Origin of the sequence: Caballeronia sp. EK (genome assembly GCF_014384845.1) — a bacterium.
GTDB classification, from domain to species: domain Bacteria; phylum Pseudomonadota; class Gammaproteobacteria; order Burkholderiales; family Burkholderiaceae; genus Caballeronia; species Caballeronia jiangsuensis.
Window position 1 is genome coordinate 170534 of the sequence record NZ_JACSUE010000003.1, and the last position, 13656, is coordinate 184189.

Consider the following 13656-nt stretch of genomic DNA (forward strand, 5'->3'; position numbering starts at 1 on the left):
CCATGCCGCAAACGCCGCAAATTCTCGCGCTCGGCGAGGCGATGATCGAGTTCAATCAGTCGACGCGCGATCAGCCGGACTATCTGCAAGGCTTCGGCGGCGACGTCTCCAACTTCCTGATCGCGGCATCGCGCCAGGGCGCGGCGACGGGCTTCGTGTCGGCAGTCGGCAACGATCATTTCGGGCAATTGCTGCTCGATTTGTGGCGATCGGAAAACGTCGATACCTCGACGGTTCGCGTGGACCACGACGCTCCCACGGGCGTCTACTTCGTGTCGCACGGCGAGAACGGGCATCGCTTCGACTATCTGCGCGCGGGTTCGGCGGCGAGCCGCTACGCGCCGTCGCATCTGCCGCTCGACGCGATCGCCGCCGCGAAGGTCGTGCATCTGTCGGGCATCAGCCTCGCGATCGGCGTAGCGGCGTGCGACGCCGCGCTCGCCGCGATCGATCACGCGCGCACGCACGGCGTGAAAGTGAGCTTCGACACGAACCTGCGCCTGAAGCTGTGGCCGCTCGCACGCGCGCGCGCCGTCATGCTCGAAGCGATCCGCTCGACGGATATCTGTCTGCCGAGCTGGGACGACGTAACCTTGCTCACGGGTCGCGAAGACAAGGACGCGATCGTCGACGCGCTGCTGAACCTCGGCCCGAAGGTCGTGGCGCTGAAGCTTGGCAAGGAAGGCGCGTATATCGCGACACCCGACGAGCGGCGCGTCGTGCCGGGCCGCGTCGTGAAGGCGGTCGATGCGACCGGAGCGGGCGATTGCTTCGGCGGCGCGTTCATCGCGCGCATCGTCGCGGGCGACGATCCTTTCACGGCGGCGCGCTATGCGAACGTCGCGGCGGCTTTGTCGACGCAAGGCTTCGGCGCGGTCGCACCGATCCCGGACAAGGCAACCGTCGAGCGCGCGCTCGGCGAATGACGAATCGATCATCGAACGAGTTACCAGATCAACACAACCCAGCGGAGACGGCAACATGCAACGTGAAGTAGTGGTGGTAAGCGGCGTGCGCACGGCAATCGGCGATTTCGGCGGCGCGCTGAAGGACTTCTCCCCGACCGACCTCGGCGCGCGTGTCGTGCGCGAGGCGCTTTCGCGGGCGAATGTCGCGGGCGATGAAGTCGGCCACGTGGTGTTCGGCAATGTCGTTCATACCGAGCCGCGCGACATGTATCTCGCACGCGTCGCGGCGCTCGACGGCGGCGTTTCGCAGCACGCGCCCGCGCTCACGGTGAACCGCCTGTGCGGCTCGGGACTGCAGGCGATCGTCTCGGCGTCGCAGTCGATTCTGCTCGGCGATGCGGATGTCGCGATCGGCGGCGGCGCGGAAAACATGAGCCGCGCGGCGTACATCATGCCCGCCGCGCGCTTCGGCCAGCGCATGGGCGACACGCGCATCGTCGACATGATGGTCGGCGCGCTGAACGATCCGTTCGACAAGATCCACATGGGCGTGACGGCCGAGAACGTCGCGCAGAAGTTCGGCATCACGCGCGAGATGCAGGACGCGCTTGCGCTCGAATCGCATCGTCGCGCGGCGAAGGCGACCGAAGCCGGTTACTTCAAGGAACAGATCCTGCCGATCACGCTCGCGTCGAAGAAGGGCGACACCGTGTTCGACCGCGACGAGCACGTGCGCATGAACGCGACCGCCGAAGACTTCGCCAAGCTGAAGCCGGTCTTCGTGAAGGAAAACGGCACCGTGACGGCGGGCAACGCGTCGGGCATCAACGACGCGGCGGCGGCCGTCGTGCTGATGGAACGCGGCGTCGCGGAAAAGCGCGGTGCGAAACCGCTTGCGCGCCTCGTCGCCTACGCACATTCGGGCGTCGATCCGAAGATCATGGGCATCGGCCCGGTTCCCGCGACGCAGAAGGCGCTGGAGCGCGCGGGCCTGACCGTGAGCGATCTCGACGTCATCGAAGCGAACGAAGCGTTCGCCGCGCAGGCGTGCGCCGTATCGCAGGAACTGAAGCTCGATCCCGCGAAGGTCAATCCGAACGGCTCGGGCATTTCGCTCGGTCATCCGATCGGCGCGACCGGCGCGCTCATCACCGTGAAGGCGCTGTACGAACTGCAGCGCATCGGCGGGCGTTACGCGCTCGTGACGATGTGCATCGGCGGCGGGCAGGGCATCGCGGCGATCTTCGAGCGCATTTGAAGGATCGAAGGATGACGCAAAGCAAGACCGGGCCGCGCCTCTTCGCGGCCTTCGCGATCTCGGCCGCGCTGCTTGCGCTGGCCGGCTGCAATTCGCCGATGCCGCCGGGTTCGTCCGGCGCGTCCGGTGTCATTCCAGTCGATCAGCGCGAACCGTCGGGCGCCGATGCGCACGGCGCGCAGGCCGCCATCAAGGAGCTTGCGCTGCCGCCGCAGAAGCCGCTGACGCCGAACGCGGAATACGCGCGGTTTCCGCGCTATGTCGGCACGCTCGGCGACAGGCAGATCGAGATGAAGCTCGGCGCGAAAACCGACGAGCCCTCCGGCGTGCATGGCGAATACAAGTTCGCGGGCAGTCCGAACGTGATTCTGGTCGCGGGCGATCGCGATGGCGACACGCTCGAGATCGAGGAATCGAACGACGGCACGCATATCACGGGCAACTGGGTCGGCAAGTTTGCGGCGGACGGCAGTGTGTCGGGCGAGCGCATGGACCCGGACGAATCGAACGCGCAGCCGTTCGATCTGCGCCCGGCGGTGCCCGGGAAGGCCTTGCCGCCGATGGGCGCGGCCAAGGCGCCGGCCGCGCCGTCGCTTGAACCTGCTCCGCCCGCGCCGCCGAAGAATTCTGTCGGTGGCACGAGCAACGTCATCATCGGCGAATAGGCTGTCTCGACTTCACGCCGCCGGGGGTTTCCGGCGGCGGCTTTTCCTTATTTCGCTTCAAATCGACCTCATGACCGATTCCAGCAACAACGCCCTCGACCGCGACCTGCAGACGCGCATCGTGCAGCCCGAGGATCGCATCACGCCCGGCTTCGAGTCGTTCTCGGTGCCGGTTGCGCGCGCTTCGACGGTGGTGTTCCCCGATCTCGCGACGATGCGCTCGCTCGTCTGGAGCGACGATTCGAAGTGGCGCTACGGCTTGCACGGCACGCCGACGACCATCGCGCTCGCGCAGCGCCTCGCGGCGATCGAAGGCGGCGAGTACGCGCTGTTGCAGCCGTCGGGGCTCGCGGCGATCTCCAACGTTTACTTCGGTCTGGTGAAGGCGGGCGATCACGTGCTCGTGCCCGACAATGCCTATTCGCCGAACCGCGATCACGCCGACTGGCTCGCCGCCGATTTCGGGCTCGAAGTGACTTACTACGACCCGATGACCGGCGCGGGCATCGCCGATGCGATCCGTCCGAACACGAAGCTGATCTGGCTCGAAGCGCCCGGCTCGGTGACGATGGAAGTGCAGGACGTGCCGGCGATCGTCGCTGTTGCGCGGGCGAAGGGCATCGTCACGGCGATCGACAACACGTATTCCGCAGGCCTTGCGTTCAAGCCGTTCGAACATGGCGTCGATATTTCCGTGCAGGCGCTGACGAAGTATCAGTCGGGCGGCAGCGACATCCTGATGGGCGCGACCATCACGCGCGATCCGGAGTTGCACAAGAAGCTGAAGCGCGCGCGCATGAGAATGGGCATCGGCGTATCGGCGGACGATGCATCGCTCGTGCTGCGCAGCCTGCCGTCGATGAAGGCGCGTTACGAAGCGCACGACCGCACGGCGTTTGCGCTCGCGCAGTGGCTCAAGACGCGCCCAGAAGTGACTGCGGTGCTGCATCCGGCGCTGGAGGATTGTCCGGGGCACGCGTTCTACGAGCGCGATTTCAAGGGCGGCGCGGGGGGCTTGTTCTCGATCGTGTTCGATGGCCGTTATACGCCTTCGCAAGTCGATGCGTTCGTCGAAGCGCTCGAACTGTTCTCGATCGGCTGGAGCTGGGGTGGCGCGCACAGTCTCGCGATGCCCTACAACATTTCTTCGATGCGCACTGCTTCGCAATGGCCGTATGAGGGGGTGTTGGTGCGGTTTTATGTCGGGCTGGAAGCGGAGGCGGATTTGCGGGCGGATCTGGAGGGGGCGCTGGGCAAAGCGCTTGGTTGACCGAGGGATATTTAGGCTTTCGCTGGGTCCCGTTTTCGTGTCGGTCTATTAGCACTGCCCCTCCCCGGGGCGGGGGTCACTTTCTTTGCTGCAGTGTATGGACCGGAGACATGGGTAACACCTGTTCCAGGACATGGGTAACACTTCGGACGAATGGTTCGTCTGGAGTAGATCATGACCTGGGATAGCAAAGACATCATGGAACTGCGACTTGAATTCGTGGAATTCGCCATCCGAGAAGGGGCCAATCGGCGCGCCTTGTGTCGCCAGTACGGCATCAGCGCGAAGACGGGGTACAAGTGGATCAGGCGCTTCGAGCAAGGCGACACCGCTTTGGCCGATCAGGGCCGACGGCCCGTGCATAGCCCCTCGCGTACCGCTGCCGAAGTGGAGGCACGCGTGGTCGAACTGCGTCAAGCGCATCCCGCCTGGGGGGCGGCCAAGCTTGCCAGGCGCCTGAGCGATCTGGGTTGCGCTCAGACCCCTTCGCCGAGCACCGTGACGCGCATCCTGCATCGGCAAGGTTTGATCACCGCTGAGAGCAGCACCGAGGCCTTGCGATGGCAGCGCTTTGAACACGAGCATCCCAACGATCTGTGGCAGATGGATTTCAAGGGCTATATCGAACTCGACAGTGGACGACGTTGCTTGCCGTTCACGGTGCTTGACGATCATTCGCGCTTCGATCTGGCGCTCGATGCGTGTGGCAGCACGCCCACGCGGGTCGTGCGTGAGCACTTGCGCGCGGTGTTTCGCCGTTACGGGTTGCCGCTGCGCATCAATGCGGACAACGGTCCGCCATGGGGCAGCCCTGCGCGACCCGGACAACTGCCTGCGCTGGCGATCTGGCTGATCCGCCTGGGCATCCGACCTTCGTACAGCCGGCCCGGGCATCCGCAGACCAACGGTAAAGACGAACGGTTTCATCGGACGCTGAAGGCGGAACTGCTCGCGGGTCGACACTTCCAGAGCCTGAAGAGTATCCAGCAAGCCTTCGATACGTGGCGCCAGATGTACAACCACGAGCGGCCGCATCAGGCGCTGGGCATGGCCACGCCGATCTCGCGCTATCAACCCAGCCCGCGAGCGTATCCGGAGCGTCTGCCGCCGATCGAGTACGGCGACGCAGACGTGGTGCTTCGCGTGGGCATCAACGGCGAGGTGCGCTTCAAGTCGCAATGCTTCAAGGTTTCAAGTGCGCTGGCTGAGCTGCCCATCGCGTTGCGCGCCTGTAGCGAAACCGACGGCTGCTACGACGTGTACTTCGCTCATCATCGAATCGATACCATCAACTTGAAGGAACGCGGCAAAAGGAGCTAAATGTGTTACCCATGTCCTGACACACCTGTTACCTATGTCTCCGGTCCATACACTGCTGCAAAGAAAGTAACCAAAGAAAGCAGCTTCTCACCGCCCGCGGTCACACGCACGTTGGCCATGCTTGCCAGCCGCAGGCGGCCCTCGCCTAAGTGTCGCCCTCGAAGGCCCAATCGGGCTTGGCTCGCGCACGGTCTGACTCATCGCACCACAGAACAAACTGGTTCAGCACCAAATAGCTCCAGCCCGCTTCGCGGCCGATGGGTCAATCGAGTTTGCGTGCGCTTCTTCTTCGACGGTTTCCCTCGCATACCCAACGGCAGCGCGTAGCGCTGTGCCGAAGCTCTCTCGTGCTGAACCAGCACGCCACAACACTTGGGGCGGCAGACCGTGCGCGAGCCACGCCCGATTAGGCCTTTGGGGGCGACACTTAGGCGAGTGCCACCGCGGGCTGGCAAGCATGGCCAACGTGCGTGTGACCGCGGGCCTAAGCGAGCTGCTTTCTTTGGTTACTTTCTTTGCAGCAGCAAAGAAAGTGACTGCCGCCCCGCACAGGGGCAGTGCTAATAGACCGACGCGAATACGGGATCCAGCAAAAAAACCCCCACCCATACATCGATCAAAAAAGCCTCAACAACCCATCGAGCCCAACGAAGTTGAACGCGACACTCGCCGACTGCCTCACAACGGGCTTCGCCCGAAACGCCACCGACAACCCCGCTTCGGCCATCATCTTGAGATCGTTCGAACCATCGCCCATCGCGATGGCCCGCTTCGGCTCGATGCCGATCTTCGCGCACGTGTCGATCAGCGTGCGCGCCTTCTCATCCGCGTTCACGATGTCGCCGACGACCTTCCCAGTCAGCTTGCCATCGACGATTTCGAGCGTGTTCGCGCGCGTGTAATCCAGCCCGAGGCGCGTCTTCAGACGCTCGGTGAAGAACGTGAACCCGCCCGACACGAGCAGCGTCTTAAGACCCGCAGCGCGCGCGCCTTCGAGCATGCGTTCCGCGCCCGGCGAAAGCCTGAGCCGTTCCTCGTAGACACGCTCCAGCGCGCCCGCGTCGAGGCCCTTCAGCAGCGCGACACGCCGCGTGAGGCTCTCGTCGAAATCCTTGATCTCGCCGCGCATCGACGCTTCCGTGATCGCCGCGACCTCGGCCTTCAGCCCGCAGAAATCGGCGATCTCGTCGATGCATTCGATCGTGATGAGCGTCGAGTCCATATCCATCGCGACAAGGCCGAAATCGGCGAGCTTCGCGTTCGGATCGATGTAGGCGTAATCGAGCGAATGCGCGCCGCAGTAGGCGTCGATATCCGGACGCTGGAGCGGATCGGCGTCGATCAGGCGCAGCAGCGTGTCGTCGGCGCGTTGCGTCTCGCGCGAGCGCGCGAGCGCCGCGAGCGGGCGCAGATGTGAATCGGAGATAGGGCTGGGACTTTGAATGACGAGGTTCATCGGCGGGGCAAACGCATGAAGGCGGAAACCGCCATTGTAAAGAACCTTCAGCGCTGCACGCGCGCAGGATCGACGTCCCAGTAAGGCGGCTCGCCGAACTGCGCCGCAAGAAAGTCGATGAACGCGAGCGTCTTCGGCGGCACGAACGCGCGGCTCGGATACACGGCCCAGATCGCAACCGTCTGCGCGAGCGGGTAATCGTCGAGAAGGGTGACGAGCTCGCCGCTCGCGATCAGCGGCGCGACGCTCCACGTCGATTTGAGCCCGATGCCGACGCCCGCCGCGAGCGCGTCGCGGATCACTTCGCCGTTGTCCGTTACGAGCCGCCCCGACACGCGCACATCGATCACGCCGGTCGGCGTCACGAAACTCCAGTCGCGCTGATCGGCGAGTATCACGCATTCGTGCCCGGCGAGATCGGCCGGATGACGCGGCGTGCCGCGCTCGGCGAGATACGCGGGCGACGCGCACAGCACGCGCCGGTTGCTCGCGAGCTTTTTCGCGACGAGCGTCGAATCCTTCAGCGCGCCGATGCGGATCGCGAGATCGATGCCTTCATCGATGAGATCGACGATCTGGTCGGTCATGCGCAGATCGACGCTCACGCCGGGATACGCGCGCAAAAACGCGGGAATCAGCGGCGAGATGTGCTGGCGGCCGAGCGACGAGGGCATCGTCACGCGCAGGCGGCCGTGCGGATGCTCGCGCGCCTGTCCGACCGAGGCACGCGCGGCGTCGGCGGCGTCGAGCAGCTCGCGCGCATGCGCCGCGAAGATTTCGCCTTCCTGCGTGATGGAGACGCGCCGCGTCGTGCGATGCAAAAGCCGCGCGCCGAGCATGCGTTCCAGCCCGGCGATGCGCGCGCTCGCCACCGCCGGCGATAACCCGAACTCACGCGCCGCCGCCGACAGGTTCGCCAGCGCCGCCGCACGCATGAACAGGCCGACGTCGAGCAGATCGAGCCGCTCGCGTGTCGCGCCGTCCGTCAGGGGATCGCTCGCCATTCGATGGATTTCCCGAAAAATGTTTCATCGATTATGACGGTTTTCGAGATGGAGATCGCGCACTAAGATCGAAGCAAGTTCACTTCACGGAGCACACACATGAAAGCCATCGGCCTGACGCGTTACCTTCCGATTTCCAACCCCGAATCGCTCGTCGATATCGAGCTCGACAAGCCCGTGCCGACGGGCCGCGACCTGCTCGTGAAAATCGAGGCAATCGCGGTCAATCCCGTCGACACGAAAGTGCGCGCGCCGAAGGACAAGGTCGAAGCAGCGCCGCGCGTGCTCGGCTGGGATGCGGCGGGCGTCGTGGAGGCGGTCGGTCCCGAGGTCACGCTGTTCAAGGCGGGCGACCCGGTCTACTACGCGGGCGACATCACGCGCCAGGGCGCGAACAGCGAGTTCCATCTGATCGACGAGCGCATCGTCGGCGCGAAGCCCAAGTCGCTCGATTTCACCTGCGCCGCCGCGCTGCCGCTCACGACCATCACCGCGTGGGAAGCGCTCTTCGACCGGCTGCGCGTGTCGGCGGAAGGCAAGGACGCGGGCAAGTCGGTGCTGATCATCGGCGGGGCGGGCGGCGTCGGCTCGATCGGCATCCAGCTCGCCAAGCGCGTCGCGAAGCTTCAGGTGATCGCCACGGCCTCGCGCCCCGAATCGGCGAAATGGGCGGAGGATCTCGGCGCGGATCACATCGTCGATCACTTCGGGGACATCCCGAAGCAGATGAAGGATATCGGCTTCCCGCAGGTGGATTACGTGCTGATCTTCAATGACACCGACAAGCATTTCCCCGCCGCCGCCGAAGTCATCAAGCCGCAAGGCGCAATCGCGACGATCGTCGAGAACGCGAAGCCGCTGCCGGTCGAATTGCTGAAATCGAAGAGCGCGGCGTTTCACTGGGAGTTCATGTTCACGCGCGCGATGTTCAAGACGCCCGACATGATCGAGCAGCACAAGCTGCTTTCCGAAGTGGCGCGGCTGATCGACGCAGGCACGATTCGCACGACGCTCGGACGCGATCTCGGCAGGATTGACGCCGCGAATCTGCGCGAGGCGCATCGGCTGCTGGAAGAAGGGCGCACGGTCGGCAAGCTCGTGCTGACCGGCTTCTGAGCGCGCGTTGACGAACGTCATCGACAGTGCCGCGCACGCGGGTTTTCCACTAGGATGAGCCGCCATGCGGGGCGCTAGACTGAAACCGCCCTACAGCACGCTGGCGCCTCGCGGCGCCGGCCTTCCTCAGCGCTCGATACGGAGGTGGCGGCATGAATCGTCGTTCGGTCGTTCGTCGCATCGTTTCCGTCGCCGCGCTCGCAATGTTCGCGGCGACCGCCCACGCGACGCCAGGCATCAAGGTTCTCTCCGAAGCGCCCAATGACGGTCCCATCAAGTACACGGTGAAGATGGCATCGAAGAGTTTCGGCAACGAGCAGGAAACGCGCACCATCCGTTCCGGCCAGACCGACGACTTCACCTGGCAGGGCTCGGCGCCGAGCGGCGCGCAGGCGGTTCCGGATGCTTGCCCGCAGGCGGCGTCGGTGCCGAAGAGCGCGGACGGGCAGGCGGTGCGGCAGGTGCAGATCCGCTTCGCGCCGGTCGTCGCGGATAACGGTTCCGCGAACGTGCAGATCAGCTTTCGCGCCTACGCGCCGAAGGGCACGAGCAAGGTGAACGTGGGCGGCAAGACCGTGCAATGTCCGGTCGATAATCGCTTCAGCCAGATCGTGCGTTTTTCGATGCCGACGTCCACAGGCTCCAAGAAAACCGTCACGCTCGACGACGGCACGCAGTTGACCGTCACGGCGAACCGCAAATAACCGTCGCTGTCCGACGCGCCGATTTCCGGTCGGCGCGTTTTTTAGAAACGCTATCTGCAACTAACGGTCTTTACTTTCAACCGTCTCAAATTTCCTTCACGCGGTCATCGTCAGTAAAGCTTACAGATAAGGACGGCGAATCGCTTCGCGTGTAAACGCGATCGTCCAGATGCTGCGCGCGTCGGCGCTTGAATACCTCTTGGCACGCTTCGTGCGATTCCATTCGATACCGCGCTGATTGCCGGCGCGAAAACCGCCTCGGCTCACGCGCCCGGGCGTATCCAATCGACTCGATCCGACAGCGAAGGTGCCGCGATGCCGCACATGATCTGGAAAGGCGCGATCAGCTTCGGGCTGGTCCACGTGCCCGTGCAACTCTATCCGGCGACGCAGTCGGAGAAGGTCGGCTTCAATCTGCTCGACAAGCGCTCGATGGATCCGATCGGCTACAAGCAGATCAACAAGAACACGGGCAAGGAAGTCACGCGCGACAACATCGTGCGCGGCTTCGAATACGAGAAGGGCAAATACGTCGTGATGACCGACGCCGAAATCCGCGCGGCCAATCCCGAATCGACGCAGACGGTCGACATTCTCGCTTTCGTCGATGCGCCCGACATCTCGTTCCTCTCGCTCGATACGCCGTACTATCTCGCGCCCGATCGCAAGGGCGAGAAAGTCTACGCGCTTCTGCGAGACGCGTTGAAGGACACCGGCAAGGTCGGCATCGCGAGCGTCGTGCTGCACAACAAGCAGCATCTGGCGGCGCTGATTCCGGTCGGCCCCGCGCTCGCGCTCAACACGCTGCGCTGGGGCGACGAAGTGCGCGACTTCAGCGAGTTCAAGTTCCCCGACGAAGACACCAAGAAGGCCGGCGTCACGCCGAAGGAACTGGAAATGGCGAAGCGTCTCATCGACGACATGAGCGACTCATGGGATCCGGCCAAGTATCACGACACCTTCAAGGACGACATCATGGCGCTCGTCGACAAGAAGGTGAAGGAAGGCAAGGTCGCCGAAGTCATGAAGGTCGAGGAGGGCGGCGAGCAAAAGGCATCCGCCGAAATTCTCGATCTGTCGGAATTGCTCAAGCGCAGTCTGAAGAAGGGCGCTCCGGCCAAACGCGGCAGCAAGGCCGCGCCATCCGACGACGATACCAGCGAGGAAACGGCGCGCCCGGCACGCAAGACGACGCGTCGCAAACGCGCGTGAGTCACGCATAGACGACGATAGACAACGATGGCTGACAAACTCGAAACCTATCAGCGCAAGCGTACCTTCGACAAGACGCCCGAGCCCTCCGGCGCCGCGAAGCGCAGTGCGCGCGCAAGGAAGTCCGCGGATCACGCGTTGTCGTTCGTGATCCAGGAACACGACGCGCGCCGTCTGCACTACGACTTCCGTCTCGAACTCGACGGCACGCTCAAATCGTGGGCGGTGCCGAAAGGACCGAGCCTCGATCCTTCGGTCAAGCGGCTCGCGGTGCATGTCGAAGATCATCCGCTCGACTATGGCTCGTTCGAAGGCGATATTCCCGAGGGCAACTACGGTGCGGGCAGCGTGATCGTGTGGGATCGCGGGACGTGGGCGCCGCAGTCGGGCACTGTCGAGGAAGCCGCACGCGAATACGAGAAGGGCAAGCTCAAGTTCGTACTCGACGGCGAAAAGCTGCACGGCGGCTGGACGCTCGTGAAAAGTCACATGCGCGGCAGCGGCGACAAGGAGCAGTGGCTGCTCATCAAGGAACGCGACGACGAAGCGCGTCCCGAAGCCGAATACGACATTTTGCTGAAGAAGCCAGGCAGCGTGATGTCGACATCGCTCGGTGCGCGCGACAAAAGCGGCGCGGTACGCGAGCGCACCGAACGCAAGGCCGTCGCGAAGAAAGCGCCGGCGCGGAAACCGGCCGGCAAGAAAGCGAACGGACACGCGCATCCGGATATCGTCGCGAATCGCAGCGCCGAGTCGTTGCGCACGTTGTCGCACGAACCGGCGATCGAAGGCGCGGTAAAGGCCAAGCTGCCCGCGACCTTCAAGCCGCAACTCGCAACACTGGTCGATGCCGCGCCGCCCGGAAATGATTGGGCCTACGAAATAAAGTTCGACGGCTATCGCGTGCTCGCGCGCATCGAAACCATCAAAGGCAAGCACGAGATTCTGATCTATACGCGCAACGGCAACGACTGGACCGCGAAGTTCTCGAAGCAGGTGAAGGCGCTCGAGCGGCTCGATATCGAAAGCGGCTGGCTCGACGGCGAAGCCGTGGTGCTCGACGATCGTGGCCTGCCTGATTTTCAGGCGCTGCAAAACGCGTTCGATGTAGGACGCCCGCAGGACATTGTCGTGTATTTCTTCGACGTGCCGTATCTGAACGGCTATGACCTGCGCAACGTGCCGCTCGTGCAGCGCCGCGCGATCCTGAAGGCGCTCATCGAGCCGATAGACGATCCCGTTCTGCGCTATTCGCAGGACTTCGCCTTTCACGCCGACGATCTTCTGAAAAGCGCCTGCGACATGGCGCTCGAAGGGATCATCGGCAAGCGCATCGACAGCACGTATGTGTCGGGGCGCAGCACCTCGTGGATCAAGCTCAAGTGCCGTCGCCGGCAGGAGTTCGTGATCGGCGGCTATTCGGAGCCGTCGGGCAGCCGCGGGCAGTTCGGCGCGCTCCTGCTCGGCGTGTACGACACGCACGGCAAATTGCAGTACGCGGGTCGCGTGGGCAGCGGCTTCGATCACGCGACGCTCATCGCGGTGAAGAAGGAGCTCGACAAGCGCGAAGTGAAGCGCATGCCGTTCGCCAGCGAGCCGCAGGAACGCAGCCGTACGCCCGTGCATTGGGTGAAGCCCGAACTCGTGGCCGAATGCAATTTTGCGGAATGGACCAAGGAGCGCATCGTGCGACAAGCCTCGTTCGTCAGTCTGCGCGACGATAAACCCGCGCGTCAGATCGTGAAGGAAGTGCCGGCATCGGCGAAGAAAGTGGCGTCGAAGAAAACGCCTGCAAAGAAGACCGCTACCAAAGCCAAGGCGGGCTCGGCGGAAATCGAAGGCGTGAAGATCAGCCATCCGGATCGCGTGATCGACAAATCGACCGGCTTCACCAAGATCGATGTCGTCGAGTATTACGCGTCCGTCGCCGACTGGATGCTGCCGCATCTGAAGGATCGACCGGTGTCGCTCGTACGCGCGCCCGAAGATATCGGCGGCGAACTGTTCTTTCAGAAGCACAGCGCGAAGCTCGCGATTCCGCATATCACGCAGCATGCCGACATCGATCCGGGGCATCCGCCGCTGCTCACGATCGAATCGTCGCAAGCGCTCGTCGGCACCGCGCAGATGGGCACGATCGAGCTGCATACGTGGAACGCGGTGACTTCGAACATCGAGAAGCCGGATCGCATGGTGTTCGATCTCGATCCGGGCGAAGGCGTCGGCTGGGAGCGCATGATCGAGGCCGCGAAGCTGACGAAGGATCTGCTCGCTGAACTCGGCCTCACGTCGTTCTGCAAGACGAGCGGCGGCAAGGGCTTTCATGTGGTCGTGCCGCTCGCGAAGCAGGCCGGCTGGGACGATATGAAGGACTTCTCGCAGGCGGTCGCGCAGCACATGGCGAGCGCGCTGCCCAAGCTCTTCTCCGCGAAGATGGGCATGCAGAACCGCAAGGGCAAGATCTTCATCGACTATCTGCGAAACAACCGCGGGTCGAGCACCGTGGCGGCGTTTTCGCTGCGCGCGCGGGCGGGGCTCGGCGCATCGATGCCGCTCTCGTGGGACGAGCTCGATTCCGTTACGAGCGGCGATCAATGGAACATCGGCAACGTGCGCGAGCGGCTCGATGCGTTGAAAGGCGATCCGTGGGCGGGCTATGACAAGGCGCGTCAACGGCTTACGGCCGAGATGAAGAAGCGGCTCGGCATGAACGGCTCACGCAAGTGAGCGTTCACACAGGGAG

At 63.9% G+C, this 13656-nt stretch carries 11 protein-coding genes; 9 read left to right on the top strand and 2 right to left on the bottom strand.

Features of this window, described 5'->3' with window-relative positions; genetic code table 11:
• Window positions 1-2: 2 nt before the first annotated feature.
• The 5 genes from IAG25_RS09445 to IAG25_RS09465 all read left to right on the top strand — a co-directional run bounded on the left by IAG25_RS09445 (window position 3) and on the right by IAG25_RS09465 (window position 5421).
• Complete coding sequence (locus IAG25_RS09445; RefSeq protein ID WP_187604629.1) at window positions 3-926, top strand: sugar kinase; 924 nt, start codon at window positions 3-5, stop codon at window positions 924-926.
• A 55-nt stretch (window positions 927-981) separates the two neighbouring features.
• Complete coding sequence (gene bktB / locus IAG25_RS09450; RefSeq protein ID WP_187604630.1) at window positions 982-2166, top strand: beta-ketothiolase BktB; 1185 nt, start codon at window positions 982-984, stop codon at window positions 2164-2166.
• 11 nt (window positions 2167-2177) lie between these two features.
• Window positions 2178-2831 (top strand): hypothetical protein, encoded by a 654-nt coding sequence (locus tag IAG25_RS09455; protein ID WP_187604631.1) that lies wholly within the window; start codon window positions 2178-2180, stop codon window positions 2829-2831.
• A 70-nt stretch (window positions 2832-2901) separates the two neighbouring features.
• Entirely contained in the window at window positions 2902-4101 is a 1200-nt protein-coding gene (locus tag IAG25_RS09460; RefSeq protein ID WP_187604632.1) for a cystathionine beta-lyase, read from the top strand.
• A 174-nt stretch (window positions 4102-4275) separates the two neighbouring features.
• Entirely contained in the window at window positions 4276-5421 is a 1146-nt protein-coding gene (locus IAG25_RS09465) for an IS481 family transposase (protein WP_187604633.1), read from the top strand.
• A gap of 616 nt (window positions 5422-6037) precedes the next feature.
• Here IAG25_RS09465 and serB read toward each other — a convergent pair.
• Together serB and IAG25_RS09475 are read right to left on the bottom strand one after the other, a co-directional pair.
• Window positions 6038-6877, bottom strand: a complete 840-nt coding sequence (gene serB / locus IAG25_RS09470; protein WP_187604634.1) for a phosphoserine phosphatase SerB — start codon at window positions 6875-6877, stop codon at window positions 6038-6040.
• Window positions 6878-6924: 47 nt separating this feature from the next.
• Complete coding sequence (locus IAG25_RS09475) at window positions 6925-7881, bottom strand: LysR family transcriptional regulator (RefSeq protein WP_187604635.1); 957 nt, start codon at window positions 7879-7881, stop codon at window positions 6925-6927.
• A 99-nt stretch (window positions 7882-7980) separates the two neighbouring features.
• Between IAG25_RS09475 and IAG25_RS09480 the strand changes: the two genes are divergently transcribed.
• From IAG25_RS09480 to ligD, 4 genes are all read left to right on the top strand, one after another.
• Window positions 7981-8997 carry a zinc-binding alcohol dehydrogenase family protein gene (locus tag IAG25_RS09480; protein ID WP_187604636.1) on the top strand — a complete coding sequence of 339 codons (1017 nt, stop codon included), beginning with the start codon at window positions 7981-7983 and terminating at the stop codon, window positions 8995-8997.
• A 152-nt stretch (window positions 8998-9149) separates the two neighbouring features.
• Window positions 9150-9701 (top strand): DUF6013 family protein, encoded by a 552-nt coding sequence (locus tag IAG25_RS09485; RefSeq protein ID WP_187604637.1) that lies wholly within the window; start codon window positions 9150-9152, stop codon window positions 9699-9701.
• 315 nt (window positions 9702-10016) lie between these two features.
• Complete coding sequence (ku, locus tag IAG25_RS09490) at window positions 10017-10913, top strand: non-homologous end joining protein Ku (RefSeq protein ID WP_187604638.1); 897 nt, start codon at window positions 10017-10019, stop codon at window positions 10911-10913.
• A gap of 27 nt (window positions 10914-10940) precedes the next feature.
• Complete coding sequence (gene ligD, locus IAG25_RS09495) at window positions 10941-13640, top strand: DNA ligase D (RefSeq protein ID WP_187604639.1); 2700 nt, start codon at window positions 10941-10943, stop codon at window positions 13638-13640.
• Window positions 13641-13656: the final 16 nt, after the last annotated feature.